Genomic DNA, 26,025 nt, shown 5'->3' on the forward strand with positions numbered 1-26,025 from the left:
GAGAATAATATTTCAATCGTAATATTCGGAGGCAACGATGAACGATAAAAAAGCTCAAACCCGCGAACGCATCCTCAAGGCTGCCAGCGCAGCGCTGATTCAGCGCGGCCCGGCCGAGCCAAGCGTGGGCGAAGTGATGGGCGCGGCGGGCCTGACGGTCGGCGGCTTCTACGCACACTTCGAAAGCAAGGACGCGATGATGCTGGAGGCGTTCAAGCAATTGCTCGGTCACCGCCGCGACCTGATTGCCGACATGGACAAGGAATTGACCGGCGAAGAGCGCCGCACTCTGGTGGCAGCGTTTTACCTGTCGCGCAAGCACCGTGATTCCTCCGAATCGGCGTGCCCGATCCCGGCATCGGTCGGTGAACTGGGACGGCTGCCGGAAGCGTTTCGTATTGCATTGAATGAACACGTCGAAATGATGGTTGCGCAGTTGGCGGCCAGTCCTGAAGAAACCGAAAAAGCCCTGGCCGACTTGGCCTTGATGGTGGGTGGGCTGGCTCTGGCGCGGGCGCTGGGGCCGGGAGAGTTGTCCGATCGATTACTGCGTGCCGCCAAATCGGCAGTGCGTTGACCTGAGGGCTGCGGCCTGAGGAGAATGCGATGAGCGCGTTAAAGTGGGTTCGTGGCGTTAATGGCACCTTGGGCTGGTTTGCCCCGAAACTGGTCGCTAGCAAAATGCGACTGGCCTTCATGACACCGCGGGATCTGCCGCCCCGTGACTGGGAGCTGCCGCTGTTGGCGAAGTCCGAGCGGATCACCTTGCGTTTCGGCCTCTCGGCGTTGCGTTGGGGGCAAGGCCCGGCCGTGTTGCTGATGCACGGTTGGGAAGGGCGGCCAACGCAGTTTGCCAGCCTGATCACGGCATTGGTCGATGCCGGTTACTCCGTGGTCGCGCTGGATGGTCCGGCTCACGGCCGCTCGCCGGGCAGCGAGGCGAATGTGGTGCTCTTTGCTCGTGCCATGCTCGAAGCCGCCGCCGAATTGCCGCCACTGCAAGCGGTCATCGGCCACTCCATGGGGGGCGCCAGCGCCATGCTGGCGGTGCAGTTGGGCCTGCGCACGGAAACCCTGGTCAGCATCGCCGCCCCGGCGCGGATTCTGGGCGTGTTGCGTGGATTCGCCCGCTACGTCGGACTGCCACCGAAAGCCCGTTCGGCGTTCATTCGCCAGGTCGAGCAAGACGTCAGCATGCGCGCCGCGACGCTGGATGTCGCTCACTATCAGCTGGATATGCCTGGCCTGATCGTCCACGCCGAAGATGACAGCATGGTCTCGGTCAAGGAGTCTCAGCTGATCCATGAAGCCTGGTTCGACAGCCGTTTGCTGCGCCTGCAAGAGGGTGGGCATCAGCGGGTGCTGGCTGACCCTCGGGTGATTGATGGCGTGTTATCACTGCTGGCCGGTCGCCGTCTGCAATCGCGCCAATCCGCTTGAGCATCCGTTACACTGCCCCGGTCGAAATTATCTGACCAGGGAGTCGGGCATGGGCTGGGATCGGGAAACGCCATTTATCATTGATCTGCAGGTGGACGCCGAGGACATTGACGGGTTGGGGCACGCGAACAACGCGGCCTACGTGACCTGGCTCGAACGCTGTGCCTGGCGCCACTCACAGCGCCTTGGCCTGGACCTGGTCGAATACCGGCGGCTGGACCGGGCGATGGCAGTGGTGCGCCACGAGATCGATTACCTGGCGGCAGCCTATGAAGGCGATGAGCTGCAATTGGCGACCTGGATTGTCGATTGGGATCAGCGTCTGAGAATGACCCGGCATTTCCAGTTGAAGCGACCCAGCGACAATTCGACCTTGCTGCGCGCGCAAACCACCTTCGTCTGTATCGAGCTGTCGAGCGGCAAACCCAAGCGCATGCCGGCGGAGTTCGTCGAGGGCTATGGCCCGGCATTGCTATCGCTCTAACCAATGTAGGAGCGAGCTCGCTCGCGATGGTCGTCAACGATAACGCGACCGGCCTGGCTCCCCACGGTGGTCTCAGGTTTTTCGCGAGCAATCGAGCGTCGACCGGCTGCTCCTACAGGGGGGATCTGCGATGTTCTGCAGAGTCCTGCTGAAACCAGTAAACTGCCGCACGTTTTTCCTCGAGTGTGTTTTTCATGCAAATTGCCTTGGCGCCCATGGAGGGGTTGGTCGACGACATCCTGCGCGATGTGCTGACCCGCGTGGGTGGTATTGACTGGTGCGTGACCGAGTTCATTCGGGTCAACGACCAGTTGCTGACACCTGCCTATTTCCATAAGTTCGGCCCGGAGTTGCTCAACGGCGCCCGGACGGCCTCCGGTGTGCCGCTGCGTGTGCAACTGCTCGGTTCCGATCCGGTGTGCCTGGCGGAAAATGCCGCGCTGGCCTGCGAGCTGGGTTCTGAAGTGATTGACCTGAACTTCGGCTGCCCGGCCAAGACCGTCAACAAGTCCCGTGGTGGCGCGGTGCTGCTCAAGGAACCCGAGCTGCTCAACCAGATCGTCGAACACGTCCGCCGCGCCGTCCCCGCACACATTCCGGTCACCGCCAAGATGCGCCTGGGCTTCGACAGCCCGGACGGTTCGCTGGTGTGTGCCACGGCCCTGGCCGAAGGCGGCGCCGAGCACATCGTGGTGCACGCGCGGACCAAGGTCGACGGCTACAAGCCGCCAGCGCACTGGGAGTGGATCCCTCGCGTGCAGGACGTGGTCAAGGTGCCGGTGTTCGCCAATGGCGACATCTGGAGCGTCGAAGACTGGCGGCGTTGCCGCGAGATCAGCGGCGTGGAAGACATCATGCTCGGTCGTGGCCTGGTGTCGCGCCCGGATCTCGCCCGGCAGATCGCGGCAGCGCGGGCCGGGGAGGAGGTAGTCGAGATGACCTGGGCCGAGTTGCTGCCACTGATCCAGGACTTCTGGCTGCAAGCCAAGGCGCAGATGACGCCGCGTCAATCGCCGGGTCGCTTGAAGCAATGGCTGGCGATGCTGACCCGCAATTATCCCGAGGCGGTAGAGCTGTTCACCGTGCTGCGCCGTGAGACCGAGCTGGATAATGTCTCGCATTTGCTAGGTCTGCCCGTGGCGGAAGCGGCCTGAATTTTTTTAAAAAAAGCTGAAAAAAATCTCTTGAAATGCAATCAGCGGTCCCTATCTAAGGATTACGCGATGCCGAATTCGGGTCGCGGAGACAAAAAACCTTGCTGATTGTTTTCAGGAGATTTGAATCATGGCTACTACATTTTCCCTGGCCCCACTGTTCCGTTCCTCGGTAGGTTTCGACCGTTTCAACGATCTGTTCGAGACCGCCCTGCGCAACGAGCCAGGCAGCAGCTATCCACCCTATAACGTGGAAAAACACGGCGACGATCTATACCGCATCGTCATTGCCGCGGCAGGTTTCCAGGAAGAAGATCTGGAGCTCGAAGTCGAGAAGGGTGTGCTGACGATCAGTGGCGGTAAACGCGATGCGAACGAAGACGTCACTTATCTGTATCAGGGCATTGCGCAACGTGCCTTCAAACTGTCCTTCCGGCTGGCGGACCACATCGAGATCAAGGCTGCCGGCCTGAGCAACGGTCTGTTGAGCATCGACCTGCTGCGAGTGGTACCGGAAGAGGCGAAAGCCAAGCGCATCCCGATCAACGGCACGCAGAAGAAGGCTCTGCAACACTGAGTCGAGCCCGAAGCCGGGTCGTGTGATTGATCAGGTAGCCGGCCGAAACGAAAAGACCCCGACTTGTCGGGGTCTTTTTTTGACTCAAGTCCAGCCCCATGCACTGCAAAATAATCATTGCACGCCCCGTGATCGGTGGATTCCCAACGTGATGAGGTAGCGCTCCTCCGTGGGACGCTTGTTGTCCCTGAAGCGACTGACCACCAGCATCAGTTGGTACTTGTTACCGGCTCGCCAATAGGCTGTACCGCCTTTGTTGACGTCGCGCAGTTGGGCTCGCCATTGCGGGGTGTCGGCGAACGATGGGTAGTCCTTGAGCCGGATGGGTACCCAGCCGGCTTTACGCCATTGCTCTTGCAGATCAAGTACGACCTTGAGGGTGTCGTCGAGCAGTAGTGGCTCGATTTGCGGGGACATGCGGACGCTGTTGATCACCTCTTGGTTATAAATAATCGTAAAAAAGCTGGCTAGCGGGGTTATAAAGCCGTACTCGGGATCCATGAAACGCAGACGGGCATCGGTCTTTGGAATGTTGAACGACACCTGCCCGGGAATAGCCGGACCGATGGCCGCGCTGGAGCGCTGACGCATAGCCTCGTAAGGCTCGCCAATGAGTAGGGCGATTTCCGGTTCATCCGACAGGACTTGAATTGCCGCTGCTGTCAGGAGGGCCGCGACTGCCAGCAACGAGAAGCTGCGGCGCCAGCCCACACGATGCAACAGACTCATCGCACTCCTCCACTTAGAGCGATCTCCCGAATCGACTGCTCAATCTGGTCGTGCTGGTCGCTATGCAGCAAATCGTCAAACTGCGCCGCGGCTTTGAGCACGAAGGCCATGCGCCGCTCGACGTCAGCCAGGTCGGCGAAGGGAAAGTTGCTAAACCCAATGGTGCGCCCGTCCTCAATACACAGGTTCAAGGATTCGTCCACGGCGTGGCCAGTGACAGCTTGATGAGATAGCGTTCCTCGGTGGGATGCCTGTAATCCTTGAAGCGATTAACCACCAGCATTACTTGATACTGGTTGCCCGCATGCCAATAGGTTTTGCCGCCTTGGTTCACGTCCCGTAATTTGACACGCCATTGCGGGGTGTCGGCGAACGATGGGAACTCCTCGATCCGTATGGGTACCCAGCCGGCATTGCGCCATTGCTCCTGCAAATCCAGCACGACCTTGAGGGTGTCGTCGAGCAGCAGCGGCTCGATTTGCGGGGACATGCGGACGCCGTCGATCCGCTGATCGCGACCGAACCCCACTGTGAAGAAGCGGGCCAGTGGGGTTACAAAGCCGTACTTGGGATCAATGAAGCGCAGACGAGCATCGGATTTCGGAATACGGAACCATGCGTGACCAGGAATAGCTGAGCCAATGCTTGCGCTAGAGCGCTGGCGCATGGCTTCGTACGGTTCGCCAATCATCAAGGCGATTTCCGGTTCATCCGACAGGGATTGAATCGCCGCTGTTGTCAGGAGGGCCGCGACTGCCAGCATCAATAAGCAGCGGCACCAGCCCACACGATGCAGCAGGCTCATCGCACGCCACCACCGACGGCAATCTCCCGAATCGACTGCACAATGTGGTCGCGCTGGTCGCTTTGCAGCAAATCATCAAACTGCGCCGCGGCTTTGAGCACGAAGGCCATGCGCCGCTCGACGTCAGCCAGGTCGGCGAAGGGAAAGTTGCTAAACCCAATGGTGCGCCCGTCCTCGACGGGACGGCACTGACTGGCCAGGGTCAGTTCAATGGCCTGAGCCGCCCCGGAAGGAAAGTTGGTGACGTAGGAGAAATGGTTACCGCGCAACAACCATTTCAGTCCAGTGTCATCGTACATCGCCGGTTGCAGGATGTTGACCTGTTCGTGCTTGGCAAGATGTTCAACACTTTCGGCAATATTGCCAGCATCGATCGCCTCGAAGGCCAGGAGGATTTCCCTCTGTTCAGTACCGAACTCCAGCGTTTCCTGCCCCACCGGCCATAGCACCGGGTGTTCACCTTGCCCGTAAATCTTGCTACGCGAAGGCAGACAAGCCTTCAACGCCGCCAACCCCCGCTCCGCATAAAACACATGCAACGGATACACATCCAGGAACAGCGTGGTATTGCCCATGGCCAGCATCTCGTGCACGAACCGGTACATCCGTTGCGCGAGGGGCAGCGCACTGTCGACACCCCAATGGGTGAAGCCCCACACCGGGTTGTCACGGTTGGCCTGTTCGTAGTCGCGTTGACGCTGTTCATACGCCTTTATCGTCGCCCGCTTTTCGCGCTCAGTGCCGCTGAGCAACCCCACCAGTCCTTGCCTGGCGCTGTCCCTCAACTGCTGCATCGCCTCTGTTTCAGCCTGCATCTTCTCGACCGACTCGGCCGCGTGCAGCAGGCCGCAGCCCACCTGCTTGGAGGCAAAGGCCGCCAGGCCCGCCCACTGAAAACGCGGATCGTGGCGCCACAGCTGGGCGTAGGCGGCATTGATCGCCTTGTTGCGTGTTTTCGGATCGGTGATCAGCTGGCCGCCCGGCGCCACGACCTTTTCGACCCTTTGCTGGTAGCTGCGCCAGAGATTCTCGCAGGCCTGTCCCGGCCGTTCGCTGGCGCTCGTTGCAGGACGGCTCGGGGGCGACGTGAGGCTGGAAGGGCGAGGTTCGGCTGTCGAAGGGCGAGGCGTGACCGGCGTCGTGGGTTGAGCGGTGGATCGGGCACGCGGCGCGAAGCCTCCCTCGATCTGTTGACACCTGAGGGTCTGGTTGGCAATCAGCCGCGGCGGTGGGTCGCACTTACACTTGCACAGATCACCGTCCAGAGCGGCGTTACGCTCCTCCAACAGGTCCACCAGACGCGGGCCGTCGCAGACAATCGTCCCGGTGCTGTCGCATTTCGGGCAATCGACCTCATCGCCTTCGCGGGCCATGGCCTGGCCATTGATCGTGCTGCAGTCCCAGCCGGTACGCACGGTGCCGTCGGCAGTGGTTTTGGCCCCGACGGTGATGTGATAGCGCCTCATGCCTGATTTGTCCTTGTGTTATCTGCAGGGACGAGCACGCTAGGTGAGGCGATAAGGGAGATAAATCAGACGTTTCTTTATCTGGTGTAGGTTTTTTCTGTATTCAAGTCACCTGATGATTGGCGAGTGAGAATGATCCCCCCGCCGCCTATTTGAGCAACAACTGAAACTCCTCCACCGGCAACGGCTGACTGTGCAAATACCCTTGGTAGAAGTGACAGTCCAACCCCTGCAAGAACTCCAGCTGCTCCGCTGTTTCCACCCCTTCGGCAATCACTTTCAAGTCCAGGCTGTGGGCCATGGCGACGATGGCGCGGATGATCTCGGCGTCGTTCGGGTCGCTGGTGGCGTCGCGGATGAACGACTGGTCGATTTTCAGGGTGTCGACCGGCAAGCGCTTGAGGTAGGTCAGCGAGGAATAGCCGGTGCCGAAGTCGTCCATGGCGAAGCTCACACCGAGTTTTTTCAGGCGGCGCATTTTGCTGATGGTGTCTTCCAGGTTCTGGATGACGATGCCTTCGGTGATTTCCAGCTTCAACAGGGAGCAGGGCAGGCCATAGCTGGCCAGGCTGCTTTCGACGCGCTCGACGAAGTCGTTCTGGCGGAACTGGCGCGGGCTGATGTTCACGCACAAGCTGAATTTGTAAGGGTCTATCAAGCCTTTGTCGATCAGTTGCTTGAAGGCCTGGCAGGCTTCGTCGAGGATCCAGGTGCCGACCTCCAGAATCAGTCCGCTGTCTTCCAGCACCTTGATGAACTCGGTGGGTGACTGTTTGCCGAGCTCCGGATGATTCCAGCGCACCAAGGCCTCGGCACCGACGATGCGGTCGCCCCGGGCGTCGACCTGGGGTTGGTAATGCACGCGAAATTCGCCCCGGGAAAGCGCCAGGCGCAAGTCGGTTTCCATGCGCAGGCGTTCGCTCGCGGCCTTTTGCATGGTGTTGTGGTACATCTGCGCGGTATTGCGCCCCGAGTCCTTGGCACGATAGAGCGCGATGTCGGCGCGCTTGAGCAGGTCGGTCGGGGTCGAGCCGTGATCGGGGATCAGCGCAATGCCGATGCTTGGCGTCACTTGCAGGCGCTGGCCATCGAGGAACATCGGTTCGGACAGCAGTTCGCGGAGGGTGTCGGCCAGTTCGCGAACCTGGTCGCTGACCTCGCTGCGCGAGCCTTCGAGGCCGCTGAGCAGTACCACGAATTCGTCACCGCCCAGGCGCGCAACGGTGTCTTCCATGCGCACGCTGGCCTCCAGGCGCGCGGTGATGATTTTCAGCACGGTATCGCCCACCGGATGCCCGAGGGAGTCATTGATGTGCTTGAAATGGTCGAGGTCGAGGAACATCAGCGCGCCGCGCAGGTTATGCCGTTTGAGCAGGGCGATCTGCTGGCTCAGGCGGTCCATCAGTAATGCCCGATTGGGCAGGTTGGTCAGTGAATCGTGGTAGGCCAGGTGGCGAATCTGCGCTTCGGCGTTTTTCAGCAGGCTGACGTCTCGCGCGGTCAACAGCAGGCAGGCGGTTTCATTGAGGGTGATCGGCTCCACCGAGACTTCGACGGTGAGCAGTTCGCCGCGCTTGTTGCGCCCGAGCATTTCCTGGTGATGAACCCGGCCCTTGATCTGCAGTTCCGCCAGCAGCGCCGAGCGTTGTTTTTCTTCAGCCCAAATCCCCACCTGATACACCGTGCGGCCCACCACTTCTTCGGCGCGGTAGCCGGTCAGGCGGCAGAAGCCGTCGTTGACCTCCAGGTAGCGCCCGGTGTCGCGCTCGGTGATGGTGATGGCGTCGGGGCTGGAGTGGAACGCCTTGGCGAATTTCTCTTCACTGGCCTTGAGCGCCGCTTCCGAGCGCTGTTGCTGGGTGATATCGCGCAGCGTAGTGACGATGCAGGGCTGGTCGCCGACGCTGATCTGGCGGCTGGAAATCACGCAGGTCAGGACCTGTCCGTCCTTGTGCTGGACGAGAATGGCGACGTTGTTCAGGCCTTGTTCGCGGATCACTTGTTCGATCCGTCGCAGACTTTTCGCTGACGCGTCCCACAGGCCTATTTCGTCGGCGCTGCGGCCGATCACATCGGCGGTGCTCCAGCCGAAGGTCTGGGTGAAGCTGGAGTTGATTTCAATGAACAGGCCACTGTCCTGGTGGGTGACGCAGATCGGATCGGGGCTGACCTGGAACAGCGTGGCGAATTTCTCTTCAGAGGCCACCAGCCGTTGTTCGCGCTCCACCTGGTCGGTGATGTCGAGCAATGTGCCGGCCATGCGCACCGGCACGCCGTTGTCATCGCGGTAGAGGCGGGCGCGGCTTTCCAGGTAGCGCGAGCTGCCGTCAGGCAATTGCACGCGGTAGGTCAATTGATAGTTGCCGGCCGGGCCTTCACGCAGGCTGCGGTAAGCGTCGCGCATGGTGTCGCGTTCTTCGCCGGGCACGCCTTCGAAAAACTCGTCGAAGGACTCGTGAAAGGGTTTGGCCTCCAGGCCGTGCAGTTGGGCGGCCCGTGCCGATCCGTAGAGCATGCCGCTGGGGATGTGCCAGTCCCAGGTGCCGAGCTGCGCGGAGTCCAGGGCCAGGTCGAGGCGTTCCTGGCTGTCCTTGAGGGCGTGTTCGGCGGCTTTGCGTTCGGTGGTGTCCAGGAACGTGCTCAGTAGATAGGGCTGGCCTTCGAGCTCGACTTTTTGCGCGCTGAGGATACCGTCATGGATCTGGCCATTGCTGGCGCGAAACTGCACTTCCATGCTCACCAGTTCGCCTTTGGCCTTGGTGGCCCTGACCAGGTCGGCCCGTTGCTCGGGATACACCCACAGCCCCAGCTCCAGCGTGGTGCGGCCGATTGCGTTTTGCACCGGCCAACCGAACAGGCTTTCGAAATGCTGGTTGGCTTCGGAGATCAGGCCGTCCTCCTGGCGGGTCAGCAGGACCATGTTCGGGCACAGGTGAAACAGGGTGGCGAAGCGTTTTTCCGAGCTGCTCAACGCCTGTTCGCGCTGGCGCTGGTGGGTAATCTCGCGGATCACGCCGATCATCCGTGGCCTGCCGTGTTTGTCCGGCAACAGGCTGCCGTTGATTTCCAGCCAGTGCAGGCTGCCATCGGGCCAGCGGATGCGGTGATGCATCGCTTGCTCCAGCGGCGCGCCAGCGATGACCGCGTGGAAGGCGCGAAGGGTTTTCGCGCGATCCTCCGGGGGCAGCAGGTCGAGGTATTCCAGATCCGATGGCAACGGTTTGCGGGGGTCGAAGCCGAACAGCGCCTGCGTGCCCCGGGACCAGCTGATCTGCCCGCGCTCGATGTCCCAATACCAGGCGCCCAGGCGGGCGCCGTTGAGCGCGGCCAGTAATTGCGAGGCACTTTCCCAGCTCTGTTCGGAGCTTTTCGGATCAAGTGCCTGAATTCGCGGCATCGGCGGAATACGGTCTACAGATTTCGGCATTGGCAAGCCTTGAGCTGAGTTTGGGCTTTTGTTGCAGGAATTCTCGGCTCTATAGGAGTAGCACAAGTTAGCCTTGAGTCCCTGGCGGATCGAGTTGAGCGTCCAGCAAGGCCATGAAGGCCCGCGCAGCATTCGACAGCGTCCTTTCTGTGTGCAGGATATAGCCTAGCTGGCGAGTGAGCTGTATGCCCGGCAAAGGTATGCGTGCTACCTGGTCATCGAGCATGGTGCGCGGCAAAACGCTCCAGGCCAGGCCAATCGAGACCATCATCTTGATGGTTTCCAGATAGTTGGTGCTCATGGCGATGTTTGGCGTCAGGCCCTGGGCTTCGAACAGCCGTTGCACAATGTGGTGCGTAAAGGTATTGCCGCCGGGGAAGACCGCCGGGTGCCGGGCGATGTCCGCCAGGCTGACCTTGCCGTTATTGAGCAGTGAATGCTCCGGGGCGACCACGAAATCCAGCGGGTCGTCCCACACCGGGGTGGCCTTGACTAGCGCATGGGGTTCCGGTGCCAGGGTGATGACCGCCAGTTCGGCGCGTCCATGGAGAATTTCCTCGTAGGCCACTTCCGAATCGAGAAACTGAATATCCAGCGCCACTTGTGGGTAGCGTCGGGTGAACTCCCTTAATAAAGGCGGCAAACGGTGCAGGCCGATATGGTGACTGGTGGCCAGGGTCAGTCGGCCGGTCACCTCGCCTGTGAGGTTGGTCAAGGCGCGGCGCGTATCATCGAGGACATTCAGAATCTGGTAGGCCCGCGGCAGCAGGGCGCGCCCGGCCTCGGTCAGGCTCACCTCACGACCCAGGCGATCGAACAGCCGCACCTTCAATTGCTGCTCCAGCCCGGCGATGCGTTTGCTGATGGCCGGCTGGGTCAGGTGCAGCCGTTCGCCGGCACCGGAGAAACTTCCGGTCTCGGCGATGGCAATAAAGGCATTGAGGTTGGCCAGGTCCATGGTTGCATTCCAGTTGGTTATCCAAAGCATAAAAAATATGAATTTGAGTTATTTAATGTAACCCCATAGGATCAGCCTCACAAGCCAAAGGGTTATTGAAAACTTTCAAGATCCGGGGCATAGAAACAAGCTGATGAGGAACCGTCTGATGGCCGGCAAAACGCTCTACGACAAGCTCTGGGATTCGCATTTGGTCAAGCAGCGCGACGATGGCTCTGCGCTGATCTACATCGATCGTCACATCATCCACGAAGTGACCTCGCCGCAAGCCTTTGAAGGTCTGCGTCTGGCCGGGCGCAAGCCATGGCGCATCGATGCCAACATCGCGACCCCGGACCACAACGTACCGACCACGCCGGAGCGCAAGGGCGGCATCGACGCCATCGTTGACCAGGTCTCGCGCCTGCAAGTGCAGACCCTCGATGACAACTGCGATGAATACGGCATCGTCGAGTTCAAGATGAACGACGTTCGCCAGGGCATCGTCCACGTCATCGGCCCGGAGCAGGGCGCAACCTTGCCGGGCATGACCGTGGTCTGCGGCGACTCCCACACCTCGACCCACGGCGCATTCGGCGCATTGGCTCACGGTATTGGCACTTCCGAGGTCGAGCATGTGCTCGCCACCCAGTGCCTGGTCGCCAAGAAAATGAAAAATATGCGGGTAACGGTCGAAGGCCAGTTGCCGTTCGGCGTGACCGCCAAGGACATCGTGCTTGCCGTGATCGGCAAGATCGGCACCGCTGGCGGTAACGGCCACGCCATCGAATTCGCCGGCAGCGCAATACGCGACCTGTCCGTCGAAGGCCGCATGACCATCTGCAACATGTCCATCGAGGCCGGCGCTCGCGTAGGCCTGGTGGCTGCGGACGAAAAAACCGTGGCTTACGTCAAGGGCCGTCCTTTCGCCCCGAAAGGCGCGGAATGGGACCTGGCCGTTGAAGCCTGGAAAGACCTGGTTTCCGATGCCGACGCCGTCTTTGACACCGTTGTCGAACTCAATGCAGCCGACATCAAGCCACAAGTCAGCTGGGGCACCTCGCCGGAAATGGTGTTGGCGGTTGATCAGAACGTGCCGGATCCTGCGAAGGAAATGGACCTGGTCAAGCGCGACTCCATCGTCCGGGCCTTGAAATACATGGGTTTGACCGCCAACCAGGCGATCACCGACATTCAGCTCGACCGTGTGTTCATCGGTTCCTGCACCAACTCGCGGATCGAAGACCTGCGTGCGGCGGCCGTGATCGCCAAGGGCCGCAAAGTGGCCTCGACCATCAAGCAGGCCATCGTGGTGCCGGGCTCGGGTCTGGTGAAGGCCCAGGCCGAATCGGAAGGCCTGGACAAGATTTTCCTCGAAGCCGGTTTCGAATGGCGCGAGCCGGGTTGCTCGATGTGCCTGGCGATGAACCCGGACCGTTTGGAATCCGGCGAGCATTGCGCGTCGACCTCCAACCGTAACTTCGAAGGCCGTCAGGGCGCCGGTGGCCGTACGCACCTCGTCAGCCCGGCCATGGCCGCGGCCGCCGCGGTGAACGGTCGTTTCATCGACGTCCGTGAATTGATCCAGGGAGCGCAGTAAGCATGAGAGCATTTACCCAACATACTGGTCTTGTCGCGCCTTTGGATCGTGCCAACGTCGACACCGACCAGATCATTCCGAAACAGTTTCTGAAGTCGATCAAGCGCACGGGTTTCGGCCCGAACCTGTTCGATGAGTGGCGTTACCTGGATGTGGGCCAGCCTTATCAGGACAACTCCAAGCGTCCGCTGAACAAGGACTTTGTCCTCAATGCCGAACGCTACCAGGGCGCCAGCGTGTTGCTGGCCCGTGAGAACTTCGGTTGCGGCTCCAGCCGCGAGCACGCGCCGTGGGCGCTGGAAGAGTACGGTTTCCGCAGCATCATCGCGCCGAGCTATGCCGACATCTTCTTCAACAACAGTTTCAAGAACGGCTTGCTGCCGATCATCTTGAGCGATGCCGAAGTCGATGAGCTGTTCCAGCAGGTCGAGGCCACTCCGGGCTATCAATTGCAGGTCGATCTGCAAGCCCAGACCGTGACCCGCCCTGATGGCAAGGTGCTGAGCTTCGAAATCGATGCCTTCCGCAAGCATTGCCTGCTCAACGGCCTGGACGATATCGGCCTGACGTTGCAGGACCATGAGGCAATTGCGACGTTTGAGGCCAAGCACCGGGCTAGCCAGCCTTGGTTGTTTCGCGACGCGTGACTGATCCGACATTTCGGTAGGTAGGGCCGGCCTCTTCGCGAGCAGGCTCGCTCCCACAGGGATTTTGTAAACACTGAAAATCCAATGTGGGAGCGAGCCTGCTCGCGAAGGCGGCAGCCCAAACACCCCAAGACTCACCCCCAAAAGGAAGTCCCCATGACCAGCACCGCCCAGCACACCCAGGTAGTCCAGAAGCAATTCGGTGAACAGGCCTCGGCCTACCTGAGCAGCGCCGTCCACGCTCAAGGCACCGAATTCGCGCTGCTGCAGGCTGAGCTGGCCGGGCAGGGCGATGCGAAAGTTCTGGACCTGGGTTGCGGTGCCGGTCACGTGAGTTTTCACGTAGCCTCATTGGTGAAAGAAGTGGTGGCCTACGACCTGTCGCAGCAGATGCTCGACGTGGTGACCGCTGCCGCCGTCGATCGTGGTTTGAGCAACGTGTCCACGGTCAACGGTGCCGCCGAGCGCCTGCCGTTCGCCGATGGCGAATTCGATTTCGTCTTCAGCCGTTATTCGGCGCACCATTGGAGCGATCTGGGCGTGGCGTTGCGGGAAGTGCGCCGGGTGTTGAAACCGGGCGGTGTGGCGGCGTTCGTCGACGTATTGTCACCGGGTAGCCCGCTGTTCGACACTTACCTGCAAAGCGTCGAAGTGCTGCGCGACACCAGTCATGTGCGCGATTATTCTGCTGGCGAGTGGTTGCGCCAGGTCAGCGAGGCGGGGCTGCACACGCGCAGTACCACTCGTCAGCGCCTGCGTCTGGAGTACAACAGCTGGGTCGAGCGCATGCGCACACCTGAAGTGATGCGCGCGGCGATCCGCGCGTTGCAGCAGTCGATGGGCAACGAAGTACGCGAATATTTCGAGATTGAGGCCGATGGTTCGTTCAGTACGGATGTGCTGGTACTGATGGCAGAACGATAGGCGCTGAGCGATAGAATTTTTCCGGGAGCGCCCCAGGGCGCACCGACTGATGACATGAGGAAAGCATGAGCAAGCAGATTCTGATTCTCCCAGGTGACGGTATTGGCCCGGAAATCATGGCCGAAGCGGTCAAGGTGCTGGAACTGGCCAGCGACAAGTTCGCCCTGGGCTTCGAACTGAGCCACGACGTGATCGGCGGTGCGGCCATCGACAAGCATGGCGTGCCCCTGGCCGACGAAACCCTGGAACGTGCCCGTGCGGCCGACGCCGTGTTGCTGGGCGCCGTTGGCGGCCCGAAATGGGATGCCATCGAGCGTGACATCCGCCCTGAGCGCGGCCTGTTGAAGATCCGTGCGCAACTGGGCCTGTTCGGCAACCTGCGCCCGGCGATCCTGTACCCGCAACTGGCCGAGGCTTCCAGCTTGAAGCCGGAAATCGTTTCCGGGCTGGACATCCTGATCGTGCGTGAGCTGACCGGCGGTATCTACTTCGGCGCGCCTCGTGGCACTCGTACCCTGGAAAACGGCGAACGTCAGTCCTACGACACCCTGCCGTACAGCGAAAGCGAAATCCGTCGTATCGCCCGTGTCGGTTTCGACATGGCCATGGTCCGCGGCAAGAAGCTGTGCTCGGTGGACAAGGCCAACGTACTGGCCTCCAGCCAGTTGTGGCGTGAAGTGGTCGAGCAAGTGGCCAAGGATTATCCTGAAGTCGAACTGAGCCACATGTACGTCGACAACGCCGCCATGCAGCTGGTACGCGCGCCGAAGCAGTTCGATGTGATCGTCACCGATAACATGTTCGGCGACATCCTGTCCGACCAGGCCTCGATGCTCACCGGTTCCATCGGCATGCTGCCGTCGGCGTCCCTGGACACCCACAACAAAGGCATGTACGAACCGTGCCACGGTTCGGCGCCGGACATCGCGGGCAAAGGCATTGCCAACCCGCTGGCGACCATTCTGTCGGTGTCGATGATGCTGCGTTACAGCTTCAACCAGCAGGCCGCAGCCGATGCCATCGAGAAAGCGGTGAGCCTGGTGCTGGATCAGGGCTTGCGCACGGGCGACATCTGGTCGGCCGGTTGCACTAAAGTCGGTACGCAGGAAATGGGTGACGCAGTAGTCGCCGCGCTGCGGAATCTGTAATCTCTCGGGCCCGCTGCCAAATTCAAGACAAGGCAGCGGTCCACATTTCAAGAAGGTGTAGTTGCGATGAAACGTGTAGGTCTGATCGGTTGGCGCGGTATGGTCGGTTCCGTGCTCATGCAGCGGATGCTGGAAGAGCAGGATTTCGATCTTATCGAGCCGGTGTTTTTCACCACTTCCAATGTCGGTGGCCAAGGCCCGTCCGTGGGTAAGGACATTGCTCCGCTCAAGGACGCTTACAGCATTGAAGAGCTGAAAACCCTCGACGTGATTCTGACCTGCCAGGGTGGCGACTACACCAGCGAAGTCTTCCCCAAGCTGCGTGAAGCCGGCTGGCAGGGTTACTGGATCGACGCCGCTTCCAGCCTGCGCATGCAGGATGACGCGGTGATCGTTCTGGACCCGGTCAACCGCAAGGTGATCGACCAGCAGCTGGACGCGGGCACCAAGAACTACATCGGCGGCAACTGCACCGTCAGCCTGATGCTGATGGGGCTGGGTGGCCTGTTCGAAGCCGGTCTGGTGGAGTGGATGAGCGCCATGACCTATCAGGCGGCCTCCGGTGGCGGGGCGCAGCACATGCGTGAACTGATCAAGCAGATGGGCGTGACCCACGCCGCTGTCGCCGATCAACTGGCCGATCCGGCCAGCGCGATCCTCGACATCGACCGTCGTGTTGCCGACGCCATGCGCAGTGACGCGTACCCGACCGAAAACTTCGGCGTACCGCTGGCCGGCAGCCTGATCCCGTGGATCGACAAGGAACTGCCGAACGGCCAGAGCCGCGAAGAGTGGAAGGCCCAGGCCGAGACCAACAAGATCCTCGGTCGCTTCAAGAGCCCGATCCCGGTCGATGGCATCTGCGTGCGCATCGGCGCCATGCGCTGCCACAGCCAGGCGCTGACCATCAAGCTGAACAAAGACGTACCGATCGCTGATATCGAAGGGTTGATCAGCCAGCATAACCCTTGGGTCAAGCTGGTGCCGAACAACCGCGAAATCAGCATGCAGGAGCTGAGCCCGACGAAAGTCACCGGCACCCTGAACGTGCCAGTCGGCCGTCTGCGCAAGCTGAACATGGGTTCGCAGTTCGTCGGCGCGTTCACCGTCGGCGACCAGTTGCTGTGGGGCGCGGCCGAACCGCTGCGCCGCATGCTGCGGATCTTGCTCGAGCGTTGATCGGTTGATGCAATGAAAGAACCCGTGCCTTGCAAGAGGTACGGGTTTTTTTATGGTTATCTGCTTTGGTTGATGTGTTGTCTGATCTGGCCCCATCGCGAGCAGGCTCGCTCCTACAATGGTTGGTGTTGCCATCAACCCCTGTAGGAGCGAGCCTGCTCGCGATGGGGCCGGGCCGGGCACCACGGAATTGCCTGCATGCCACTCTCCCGGTAAAGTGCCGCTCCCCCCGTTTCGCCAGAGGTAAAACCCATGAGCCAGTCCATTGATATTGCCGTGATCGGCGCCACCGGTACTGTCGGCGAAACGCTCGTGCAGATTCTCGAAGAGCGCGATTTCCCGATCGGCACCCTTCATTTGTTGGCCAGCAGCGAATCGGCCGGCAGTTCCGTACCGTTTCGCGGCAAGAACGTGCGGGTGCGGGAAGTCGATGAGTTCGACTTCAGCAAGGTGCAGTTGGCTTTCTTTGCGGCCGGCCCGGCGGTTTCGTTGAGTTTTGCTTCCCGCGCGACCGATGCCGGATGCTCGGTGATCGATCTCTCCGGTGCCTTGCCGGCCGAAAAGGCGCCGCAGGTCGTGCCTGAGGCCAACGCTCAGGTGTTGGCCGGCTTGAAAAAACCGTTTCAGGTCAGCAGTCCAAGTCCGTCGGCCACCACGCTGGCGGTAGTGCTCGCGCCGCTCATGGATTTGCTCGATTTGCAGCGCATCAGCCTGACCGCCAGCCTCGCGGTATCGGCCCAGGGCCGCGAGGCCGTGAGCGAGCTGGCGCGGCAGACTGCCGAGCTGCTGAATGTGCGGCCGCTGGAGCCGAAATTCTTTGATCGGCAGATGGCCTTCAACCTGTTGGCCCAGGTCGGAAAACCGGATGAGCAAGGTCATACGTTGCTGGAAAAGCGCCTGGTGCGTGAGCTGCGCCAGGTCATGGCGCGGCCGTCATTGAAGATTTCCGTCACATGCATTCAAGCCCCGGTGTTTTTTGGCGATAGCTATAGCGTGACCCTGCAGTCCGCGAGTGAAATCGACCTGGCGAAAGTCAATGCGGCCCTGGAAGACGCACCCGGCATCGAGCTGGTGGAGGCCGGTGATTACCCGACCCCGGTGGGCGATGCGGTAGGGCAGGATGTGGTCTACGTCGGTCGGGTTCGCCAGGGTATCGACGACCCGTCGGAACTTAATCTGTGGCTGACGTCAGATAACGTACGCAAAGGCGCCGCGCTCAATGCTGTGCAGCTGGCCGAGTTGTTGCTTAAAGACCTGCTGTAAAAGATACTTTGCAACAATTTGTCGAATGATTACGCGCGACGACCCTCGCCGTTGCGCGCAATGCCTTACGGCAGCGACTATCAATATCTTCTCGCTGGCCGAGGAATGTTCAAACTAAGGAAGAGCTAATGGTTCAAGTTCGCAAACTGGTGTTAGCAATAGCGGCCGCCTCGGCGCTGTCCTCCGGTATGGCGCATGCCCTCGGGCTCGGGGAGTTGACCCTGAAATCGACGCTCAACCAGCCATTGGTAGCGGAAATCGAGCTGCTCGATGTCAAGGATCTCACCGCTGCCGAAGTGGTGCCGAGCCTGGCCTCACCAGACGACTTCGCCAAGGCCGGTGTCGACCGCCAGGCGTTTCTGAACGACTTGACCTTCACTCCGGTGCTAAACGCCAGCGGCAAAAGCATCCTGCGCGTGACCTCCAGCAAGCCACTCTCCGAACCCATGGTGAAGTTCCTGGTTCAGGTCATGTGGCCGAACGGTCGTTTGCTGCGCGATTACAGTGTGCTGCTCGATCCGTCCAAATTCTCGCCGCAAACCGCTGAAGCGGCAGCGCAACCAACGTCAACGGTTGCCGCGCCCGTCACCGGTGCGACCAAAGCGTCCCAATACACCACCACACCGCGCGATACCCTGTGGGAAATCGCCGCGAAGGCGCGTAATGGCGGTTCGATCCAGCAAACCATGCTGGCCATCCAGGCGCTGAACCCGGACGCCTTCATTGACGGCAATATCAACCGCTTGAAAACCGGCCAGGTGCTGCGCCTGCCGGACCAGGCGCAAAGCGCCGGCCTGCCGCAACCCAAGGCCATTGCCGAAGTGGCCGCGCAAAACAAGGCTTGGCGTCAGGGTCGTCGTTATGTGGCGAAACCCGGGGCAGGAGAGCAACAGCTCGACGCCACCAATCGCGCACGCACCGATGGTGCTCCGGTTCAAGCGGCCACTGACAAGCTGAGCCTGGTTTCTGCCGAGTCCGGCAAGAACCGTGGCAAAGGACCTGCCGGCGATGCCAGGGCCCTCAGCAACAAGCTGGCGGTGACCCAGGAAAGCCTCGACACCAGTCGTCGTGATAACGCCGAGCTGAAGAGCCGCATGGCCGACCTGCAAAGCCAGGTGGACAAGCTGCAGCGCCTGATCGAGCTGAAGAACAACCAATTGGCCAAGTTGCAGGCCGAGGGCGCAAATGGCGCCCCGGCTGCTGCGACGGCTCCGGCAATGTCGGCCGAACTGGCTGCCAACCCGGCCACGGCACCTGCTCCGGCTGAAACTGCGCCAGTGGTTACACCGCCCGAGGCAGCTCCAGCGACGTCCGACGATCAGAAGTTCAATGAGTTGCTGACCAATCCGGTGCTGCTGGGCCTGGTGGGTGGCGGCGCGGTGATTCTGCTGCTCTTGCTGCTGTTGCTGGCGCGCCGCCGCAAAGCCCGGCAAGCAGCCGAGAAGCATTTGCGCATGGCCCGTGCCTTGGCCGAAGAGCAGCCGTTCTCGGCCGATTTCGACTTGCCGGAAAGCAGCTTCGAAGGCCTGGAAGTTCCACTGCCGAGCGCGAAGCTGGCGACTGCTCCGGCGCCTGCTCCCGCGCCAGCGCCGGTAGTCGCTCCAGTCGTGATGACCACGCCGATCGCCGCGCCATTGGTGGCGCCGGCTGCCGAGCGTTCCGATGATGTGTTGAGCCAGGCTCAGTCGCACATCAATGCCGGTCGCTTGAATCAGGCTGCCGCGTTGCTGGAGGATGGCGTCAAGCAAGAGCCTCAGCGCAGCGATTTGCGCTTGAAACTGATGGAGGTCTACGGACAGCAAGGCGATCGCGATGCGTTCGTCGGCCAGGAGCGTCAGTTGGTGGCCAATGGCGACAACTTCGCCAAGGTTGAAAAACTCAAAAGCCGTTTCCCGGCCATGGCGCTGGTGGCTGCCGGTGGCATCGCCGCAGCCGCCGTTGCCGCCGAGCTGGATGCGCAATACGTCAAGGATCTGTTGCTCGATGAGCCGCAAGCACCGGTACCGGAGCCAGCGCCGTTCGAGGATGACCTCGACAGCGCCTTCGACCTGAGCCTGGATGATCTGGACGCGATCACGCCTGTGGCGCCTGTACCTGCGCCGGAGCCTGAAGTGGCGGCGCTGGCAGACCTGGATGAATTCCCGCTGGACGACGATCTGAGTTTTGAGTCGGTGTTGCAGCAACAGACTGAAATCAAGGAAAACCTCGACGATCTGTCGGACTTCGACCTCGACCTGGATCTCGGTGCAGAACCGTTGCCGGCGATGCTGGCTGAAGACGATTTCCTGCTGGATCTGGACGAAGGCGTAAAGGACTTTCCAGTTGCCGAAACCCCGGCCGTTCCCGAGGTCGCACTGGATGATCTGGAATTGCCGGCCGATTTCGACCTGTCGCTGGCCGACGAAATGGACGCACCGGATGCCTTCGCGGCAGAGCTGGATGATGTCAACGCCGAGTTGGAGAGCTTGTCCAGCAGCATCGGCGAGCCGACCTTCACCGAAGCAGATGCCGCGCTGGGCGACGATGATGACTTCGACTTCCTCTCGGGCACTGACGAAGCCGCCACCAAGCTCGATCTGGCTCAGGCCTATATCGACATGGGCGACAGCGATGGCGCTCGCGACATCCTCAATGAGGTGGTGAGCGAAGGCAGTGCCGAACAGAAGAGTGAAGCCGAGGAAATGCTTTCGCGCCTGGCTTGAGTGATTGGTAGGTTGTAAAAAGAGCGGCAGCCCATTGAGGCTGCCGTTTTTGTTTGGTCCATGAATTGATGTCGTTTGTTCCGGCCCTTTCGCGGGCAAGCCCGCTCCTACAGGTTTTGCGAACGCCACAGAGCACTGTAGGAGCGGGCTTGCCCGCGAAAGGGCCGGTGCAGTCAATGGAGATCCCTCTGGCATCCCCGCCCGGCGGCCTTATAATGCCCGCCTTTGGTACATCAGCAGGCTGTCCCACCTTGGCAAATATAGATAACCCGGCCGCCGAAATGGCAGCCGACGGCTTTTTCCGCATCGCGCTGGGCGTCGAATACAAGGGCTCGCGCTACCGCGGCTGGCAGCGCCAGGCGTCCGGGGTGCTCACCGTGCAGGAAACCCTCGAAAACGCCCTGTCCAAAGTCGCCGATTCACCCGTTTCGCTGATGTGCGCCGGGCGTACCGATGCCGGGGTGCATGCCTGCGGACAGGTGGTGCATTTCGACACCCGGGTCGAGCGTTCGATGAAGGCCTGGACCATGGGCGCCAACATCAACTTGCCCCACGACGTCAGTGTCAGTTGGGCCAAGGTCATGCCGGCGCATTTCCATGCACGGTTCAAGGCCATCGCCCGGCGTTATCGCTATGTTATCTACAACGATCAGATCCGCCCCGCACACCTGAACGAAGAAGTGACCTGGAACCACCGTCCGCTGGACGTCGAGCGCATGGCCGAGGCCGCCCAGTACCTGCTCGGCACCCATGATTTCAGCGCTTTTCGCGCCGGTCAGTGCCAGGCCAAGTCGCCGATCAAGGAGCTGCACCACCTGCGCGTCACCCGTCACGGCAAGATGATCGTGCTGGATATTCGCGCCAGCGCCTTCCTGCATCACATGGTGCGCAACATCGCCGGCGTGCTGATGACCATCGGCGCCGGAGAGCGCCCGGTGGAGTGGATGAAAGAGGTGCTGGAGAGCCGGATTCGGCGGTCCGGCGGCGTGACGGCGCATCCGTTCGGGTTGTATCTGGTTCAGGTTGAATACCGCGACGAGTTCCAATTGCCCGAGCGTTACATCGGTCCACACTTCCTGACAGGTTTCTCGGAACTTGGCGGCTGACGCCCTCGAATGCTTTTGTTAACATCCGGGACTTTCCCGGATTTGTCTTGGAGTTGTGTCGACATGTCAGCCGTTCGCAGCAAGATCTGTGGGATTACCCGCATAGAGGATGCGTTGGCAGCCGTCGAGGCCGGGGCGGATGCCATCGGATTCGTGTTTTACGCCAAAAGCCCTCGTGCGGTGACGTTCCAGCAGGCGCGCTCGATCATCAAGGCGCTGCCGCCGTTCGTAACCACCGTGGGCTTGTTCGTCAATGCGAGCCGTTGCGAATTGGGTGAAATTCTCGACGCAGTGCCTCTGGACCTGCTGCAATTTCACGGCGATGAAAGCGCGGCCGAGTGCGAAGGTTGGCATCGTCCGTACATCAAGGCGCTGCGGGTCAAGGCGGGTGATGACATCGCCGCAGCCTGTGATGCCTATGCCAGTGCCAGCGGGATCTTGCTCGATACCTATGTCGAAGGCGTTCCCGGAGGAACCGGCGAGGCATTTGACTGGTCACTGATACCGCAAGGCTTGAGCAAGCCGATCATTCTGGCGGGCGGTCTGACGCCGGATAACGTCGCCGAAGCGGTTGCGCGCGTCCAGCCTTATGCCGTGGATGTCAGCGGCGGGGTAGAGGCGAGCAAGGGCATCAAGGATCACGCAAAGATTCAGGCATTTATCAAAGCGGTACGTGGTAGCACCTGTTGATGTGACGGCTGGCAGACTGCCGCCGTCCACTGCACTGTACAAAGCGGATGCACTGCTCACAGCAGGCAGTTCCGAGGGTTTGTGGTTGCACGCAGGTCATGTTTCGCGCTGACCGTGGCAGTCCATCACCCCTCTTCGCACACATGAATTTAGCGCTAGGGCATACACGGGGCCGCGAACCAGAGCGTTCGGGCCGCCGGTACTGGAGAAAGAAAGCATGAGCAACTGGTTAGTAGACAAACTGATCCCTTCGATCATGCGTTCCGAGGTCAAGAAGAGCTCGGTGCCTGAAGGTCTTTGGCACAAATGCCCGTCTTGCGAGGCTGTGCTGTATCGTCCGGAGTTGGAAAAGACCCTGGACGTTTGCCCCAAGTGCAACCATCACATGCGTATCGGCGCCCGCGCCCGTATCGACATCTTCCTCGACGTTGAAGGTCGTACCGAGCTGGGTGCTGACCTGGAGCCGGTTGACCGTCTGAAATTCCGCGACGGCAAGAAGTACAAGGACCGCCTGACCGCTGCACAAAAGCAGACCGGTGAGAAAGATGCGCTGGTTTCCATGAGTGGTACCTTGCTCGGCATGCCGGTCGTGGTTTCTGCGTTCGAGTTTTCCTTCATGGGCGGTTCGATGGGCGCCATCGTCGGCGAGCGTTTCGTGCGCGCCGCCAATTACGCCCTGGAAAAACGCTGCCCGATGATCTGCTTCGCGGCTTCCGGCGGTGCGCGGATGCAGGAAGCGCTGATTTCCCTGATGCAAATGGCCAAGACCTCCGCGGTGCTGGCGCGTTTGCGTGAAGAAGGCATCCCGTTCATCTCCGTGCTGACCGATCCGGTCTATGGCGGCGTTTCCGCCAGTCTGGCAATGCTGGGCGACGTGATTGTCGGTGAGCCGAAGGCGTTGATCGGTTTTGCCGGTCCGCGTGTAATCGAGCAAACCGTGCGTGAAAAACTGCCGGAAGGCTTCCAGCGCAGCGAGTTCCTGCTGGAGCACGGTGCCATCGACATGATCATCGATCGTCAGGAGCTGCGTCCGCGTCTGGGCAACCTGCTGGCGCAAATGATGGGTCTGCCAACGCCGCAGTTCGTGGCTGCACCTATCGAGCCGATCGTGGTTCCACCGGTACCCGCCAGCCTATGACCCAACGTACCCTCGGCGAATGGCTCGCCTACCTCGAACAGTTGCACCCTTCGGCCATCGACATGGGCCTGGAGCGGTCGCAGCAGGTAGCGTCCCGCATGGGATTGGGCAAGCCGGCGCCGCGGGTGATTACGGTCACCGGGACCAACGGCAAGGGGTCCACCTGTGCGTTCGTGGCGTCCTTGCTGCGGGCCCAGGGCTTGAAAGTGGGGGTTTACAACTCCCCACACCTGCTGCGTTACAACGAGCGGGTACAGCTTAATGGCGTCGAGGCCACGGATGCCGAGCTGTGCGAGGCCTTTGCTGCGGTAGAGGCCGGGCGCGGCGATACTTCCCTGACTTACTTCGAAATGGGCACCCTGGCGGCGTTCTGGCTGTTCCAGCGCTCGGGGCTCGATGCCGTGGTGCTGGAAGTCGGTCTGGGCGGTCGCCTGGATACGGTCAACGTGGTGGACGCCGACGTGGCGCTGGTCACCAGTATCGGCGTCGATCATGCGGATTACCTCGGCGATACCCGAGAGTCCGTGGCCTTCGAGAAGGCAGGTATTTTCCGTCAGGGCGCGCCTGCGCTCTGCGGCGATCTGAATCCTCCACAACCTCTGCTGGACAAGGCGCGCGAGCTCAAGTGCCCGTTTTTCCTGCGTGGGCGCGATTTTGATCTCGGTATGACCGATCACAACTGGCAGTGGCGCGGTGTCGATGCGCAAGGGCGCACGGTTGAACTGCGCGACCTGCCACTGCTCGATCTGCCGATGGAAAATGCTGCGCTGGCGTTGCAGGCGTACCTGCTGCTCGGCTTGCCTTGGGTGGATGCGCAGATTATCGAGGCGTTGCGGGCAACGAAGGTGGTCGGTCGCCTGGATCGCCGTGAGTTCGAGTGGCAAGGCAAGCGCTTGAATCTAATGCTGGATGTGGGGCATAACCCGCATGCGGCGGAGTATCTGGCGCGTCGTCTGGCCAGTCGCCCGCCGGTCGGCAAGCGTCTGGCGGTCTTCGGCCTGCTGGCGGACAAGGATCTGGATGGTGTTGTCGGCGAATTGAATGCTAGTGTCCAGCACTGGGCCGTTGCACCTCTGGATTCGCCTCGGGCGCGTTCGGTTGCGGATCTGCACGATGCGTTGCAAGGTCTTGGTGCGTCGGTCACGTCATACGACAGTGTCGCGGCCGCCCTGGAAGGGCAGTGCGCGCAGGCCACGAGCAACGACGAAATCCTGTTGTTCGGATCATTTTATTGTGTCGCCGAGGCCCTTCAATGGCTGGCCCGGCGCTCCACGGAGGACGCGGCAAATGGCATTGCTGGATAAGGCATACAAGCAGCGCATGGTTGGCGCCCTGGTGTTGGTCGCGCTGGCGGTGATTTTTCTGCCGATGCTGTTTTCCCGCCAGGACGAACAGCGCCAGGTGACGGTCCAGGCGCCCGCGGCTCCGCAGGCGCCTGCGATGCCTCAGGTACAGGTCGAGCCGGTGGTGGTGCCCGAGCCGCAAGCCTTGCCTCAGGAACCCGTGCCGAGCGATGACGAAATCGCCCAGCAGGAATCGGCGGTGCCAACTGCGCCGGTAGCCCCAGCGCCAGCGCCAGCAGCCAAGCCGGCTGCGCCTGCGCCGGTCCCGGCTTTGGCGGCCAAACCTGCGACAGCGCCTGCCCAGCCGATCACCGCGGCACCGGGCAAGCCGGACACCACGCAAAGCCGTGTCGATGCCAATGGCTTGTCTGTCAGCTGGTCGGTGCAACTGGCCAGCCTGTCGAGTCGTGAAAGCGCGGAAAAACTTCAGAAAACCCTGCGCAGCCAGGGTTACAACGCCTACATTCGTACCGCCGACGGCAAAAACCGGGTGTTTGTCGGGCCGCTGATCGAGCGCGCCGAAGCCGACCGGCTGCGTGACTTGTTGAACCGCCAGCAGAATCTCAAGGGGTTTGTGGTGCGTTTTCAACCGGAACGTGGCTAAAACTATCGCCCCGATATGAAATGCACTGGCAATAGCAGCTTACCGATAAGCACGGGCTCTGCTAAAATGCGCCGCCTTATCCGTCTGTAGGCTGCACTGTGCCATTTACCTGGGTTGACTGGGCGATCGTAGCGATCGTCGCCATCTCCGCATTGATCAGTCTGAGCCGCGGCTTCGTCACAGAAGCATTGTCGCTGCTGACCTGGATCATCGCAGGAGTCGTTGCCTGGATGTTCGGTGGCTCACTGTCCGAGTACCTCGGCGGGTACATTCAAACGCCATCGGCTCGTATAATCACGGGCTGTGCCATCATGTTTGTCGCCACTTTAATCGTAGGCGCAATGATCAATTATCTTATCGGCGAACTGGTGCGCGTCACCGGGCTCTCCGGGACCGACCGATTCCTCGGCATGGCCTTCGGCGCCGCGCGTGGCGGGTTGCTGGTGGTCATCGCCGTCGGGCTGTTGAGCCTGGGGCCGGTACAGCAGGACGGGTGGTGGAAAGAGTCACAGCTCGTGCCAAAATTTTTATTGGTCGCCGACTGGTCCAAAAACCTGATCCTCGGGTGGAGCAGTCAGTGGCTTGCCAGCGGAATCAGCGTACCCGCTGATATCCCGTTCAAGGAGCACCTCTTGCCGATGGCCAAAACGCCTCAGTGAGTT

General features: G+C 61.0%; 24 protein-coding genes. 18 read left to right on the forward strand and 6 right to left on the reverse strand.

Annotated elements, in window-relative coordinates; genetic code table 11:
- Positions 1 to 37: 37 nt before the first annotated feature.
- From KGA83_RS11445 to KGA83_RS11465, 5 genes are all read left to right on the forward strand, one after another.
- Positions 38 to 577: a TetR/AcrR family transcriptional regulator gene (locus tag KGA83_RS11445; RefSeq protein WP_108217796.1), complete on the forward strand. Its 540-nt coding sequence runs from the start codon at positions 38 to 40 to the stop codon at positions 575 to 577.
- 29 nt (positions 578 to 606) lie between these two features.
- On the forward strand, positions 607 to 1,440 hold the full coding sequence (locus KGA83_RS11450; protein ID WP_223529757.1) for an alpha/beta fold hydrolase: 834 nt from the start codon (positions 607 to 609) through the stop codon (positions 1,438 to 1,440).
- Between the two features lie 49 nt (positions 1,441 to 1,489).
- Entirely contained in the window at positions 1,490 to 1,924 is a 435-nt protein-coding gene (locus KGA83_RS11455; protein ID WP_223529759.1) for an acyl-CoA thioesterase, read from the forward strand.
- Positions 1,925 to 2,118: 194 nt separating this feature from the next.
- Positions 2,119 to 3,078, forward strand: coding sequence for a tRNA dihydrouridine synthase (locus tag KGA83_RS11460; protein WP_108217793.1), 960 nt, complete (start codon positions 2,119 to 2,121; stop codon positions 3,076 to 3,078).
- A 130-nt stretch (positions 3,079 to 3,208) separates the two neighbouring features.
- On the forward strand, positions 3,209 to 3,655 hold the full coding sequence (locus tag KGA83_RS11465) for an Hsp20 family protein (RefSeq protein WP_108217792.1): 447 nt from the start codon (positions 3,209 to 3,211) through the stop codon (positions 3,653 to 3,655).
- Between the two features lie 114 nt (positions 3,656 to 3,769).
- Here KGA83_RS11465 and KGA83_RS11470 read toward each other — a convergent pair whose 3' ends face one another.
- The 6 genes from KGA83_RS11470 to KGA83_RS11495 form a co-directional block, all read right to left on the reverse strand.
- The gene (locus KGA83_RS11470; RefSeq protein WP_223529760.1) at positions 3,770 to 4,384 is read right to left on the reverse strand and encodes a hypothetical protein; all 615 of its coding nucleotides are present in this window, start codon (positions 4,382 to 4,384) and stop codon (positions 3,770 to 3,772) included.
- Positions 4,381 to 4,575: a hypothetical protein gene (locus KGA83_RS11475; RefSeq protein ID WP_223529761.1), complete on the reverse strand. Its 195-nt coding sequence runs from the start codon at positions 4,573 to 4,575 to the stop codon at positions 4,381 to 4,383. Before KGA83_RS11475 ends, KGA83_RS11470 begins: the two co-directional genes overlap by 4 nt.
- Positions 4,572 to 5,189 (reverse strand): hypothetical protein, encoded by a 618-nt coding sequence (locus tag KGA83_RS11480; RefSeq protein ID WP_223529762.1) that lies wholly within the window; start codon positions 5,187 to 5,189, stop codon positions 4,572 to 4,574. Before KGA83_RS11480 ends, KGA83_RS11475 begins: the two co-directional genes overlap by 4 nt.
- Entirely contained in the window at positions 5,186 to 6,655 is a 1,470-nt protein-coding gene (locus KGA83_RS11485) for a PAAR domain-containing protein (protein ID WP_115947709.1), read from the reverse strand. The genes KGA83_RS11480 and KGA83_RS11485 overlap by 4 nt, the downstream gene beginning before the upstream one ends.
- 148 nt (positions 6,656 to 6,803) lie before the next feature.
- Positions 6,804 to 10,082 carry a PAS domain S-box protein gene (locus KGA83_RS11490; RefSeq protein WP_115947710.1) on the reverse strand — a complete coding sequence of 1,093 codons (3,279 nt, stop codon included), beginning with the start codon at positions 10,080 to 10,082 and terminating at the stop codon, positions 6,804 to 6,806.
- Between the two features lie 67 nt (positions 10,083 to 10,149).
- Entirely contained in the window at positions 10,150 to 11,040 is an 891-nt protein-coding gene (locus tag KGA83_RS11495; RefSeq protein ID WP_046038174.1) for a LysR family transcriptional regulator, read from the reverse strand.
- Positions 11,041 to 11,188: 148 nt separating this feature from the next.
- On the opposite strand from KGA83_RS11495, the gene leuC reads away from it, so the two are divergent.
- The 13 genes from leuC to KGA83_RS11560 all read left to right on the forward strand — a co-directional run bounded on the left by leuC (position 11,189) and on the right by KGA83_RS11560 (position 26,022).
- On the forward strand, positions 11,189 to 12,619 hold the full coding sequence (gene leuC / locus KGA83_RS11500; protein WP_115947711.1) for a 3-isopropylmalate dehydratase large subunit: 1,431 nt from the start codon (positions 11,189 to 11,191) through the stop codon (positions 12,617 to 12,619).
- A 2-nt stretch (positions 12,620 to 12,621) separates the two neighbouring features.
- Positions 12,622 to 13,266 (forward strand): 3-isopropylmalate dehydratase small subunit, encoded by a 645-nt coding sequence (gene leuD, locus KGA83_RS11505; RefSeq protein WP_108217789.1) that lies wholly within the window; start codon positions 12,622 to 12,624, stop codon positions 13,264 to 13,266.
- 156 nt (positions 13,267 to 13,422) lie between these two features.
- Positions 13,423 to 14,190, forward strand: a complete 768-nt coding sequence (locus tag KGA83_RS11510; protein ID WP_115947712.1) for a class I SAM-dependent methyltransferase — start codon at positions 13,423 to 13,425, stop codon at positions 14,188 to 14,190.
- 65 nt (positions 14,191 to 14,255) lie between these two features.
- Positions 14,256 to 15,338: a 3-isopropylmalate dehydrogenase gene (gene leuB / locus KGA83_RS11515; RefSeq protein ID WP_108217787.1), complete on the forward strand. Its 1,083-nt coding sequence runs from the start codon at positions 14,256 to 14,258 to the stop codon at positions 15,336 to 15,338.
- Positions 15,339 to 15,404: 66 nt separating this feature from the next.
- Positions 15,405 to 16,517, forward strand: coding sequence for an aspartate-semialdehyde dehydrogenase (gene asd / locus KGA83_RS11520; RefSeq protein WP_095052129.1), 1,113 nt, complete (start codon positions 15,405 to 15,407; stop codon positions 16,515 to 16,517).
- 252 nt (positions 16,518 to 16,769) lie between these two features.
- Positions 16,770 to 17,780 (forward strand): aspartate-semialdehyde dehydrogenase, encoded by a 1,011-nt coding sequence (locus KGA83_RS11525; protein ID WP_108217785.1) that lies wholly within the window; start codon positions 16,770 to 16,772, stop codon positions 17,778 to 17,780.
- A 128-nt stretch (positions 17,781 to 17,908) separates the two neighbouring features.
- Entirely contained in the window at positions 17,909 to 20,482 is a 2,574-nt protein-coding gene (locus KGA83_RS11530) for a FimV/HubP family polar landmark protein (protein ID WP_108217784.1), read from the forward strand.
- Between the two features lie 281 nt (positions 20,483 to 20,763).
- Positions 20,764 to 21,588, forward strand: a complete 825-nt coding sequence (gene truA, locus KGA83_RS11535; RefSeq protein ID WP_108217783.1) for a tRNA pseudouridine(38-40) synthase TruA — start codon at positions 20,764 to 20,766, stop codon at positions 21,586 to 21,588.
- A gap of 63 nt (positions 21,589 to 21,651) precedes the next feature.
- Complete coding sequence (locus KGA83_RS11540) at positions 21,652 to 22,278, forward strand: phosphoribosylanthranilate isomerase (RefSeq protein WP_115947714.1); 627 nt, start codon at positions 21,652 to 21,654, stop codon at positions 22,276 to 22,278.
- Positions 22,279 to 22,495: 217 nt separating this feature from the next.
- Complete coding sequence (gene accD / locus KGA83_RS11545) at positions 22,496 to 23,416, forward strand: acetyl-CoA carboxylase, carboxyltransferase subunit beta (RefSeq protein ID WP_108217781.1); 921 nt, start codon at positions 22,496 to 22,498, stop codon at positions 23,414 to 23,416.
- Complete coding sequence (gene folC / locus KGA83_RS11550) at positions 23,413 to 24,720, forward strand: bifunctional tetrahydrofolate synthase/dihydrofolate synthase (protein ID WP_108217780.1); 1,308 nt, start codon at positions 23,413 to 23,415, stop codon at positions 24,718 to 24,720. Before accD ends, folC begins: the two co-directional genes overlap by 4 nt.
- Positions 24,704 to 25,363, forward strand: coding sequence for an SPOR domain-containing protein (locus tag KGA83_RS11555; RefSeq protein WP_108217779.1), 660 nt, complete (start codon positions 24,704 to 24,706; stop codon positions 25,361 to 25,363). The genes folC and KGA83_RS11555 overlap by 17 nt, the downstream gene beginning before the upstream one ends.
- 98 nt (positions 25,364 to 25,461) lie before the next feature.
- On the forward strand, positions 25,462 to 26,022 hold the full coding sequence (locus tag KGA83_RS11560; RefSeq protein ID WP_108217778.1) for a CvpA family protein: 561 nt from the start codon (positions 25,462 to 25,464) through the stop codon (positions 26,020 to 26,022).
- Positions 26,023 to 26,025 lie beyond the last annotated feature (3 nt).

It is taken from the genome of Pseudomonas sp. GL-R-19, from assembly GCF_019956375.1.
In the GTDB taxonomy this organism is placed as follows: domain Bacteria; phylum Pseudomonadota; class Gammaproteobacteria; order Pseudomonadales; family Pseudomonadaceae; genus Aquipseudomonas.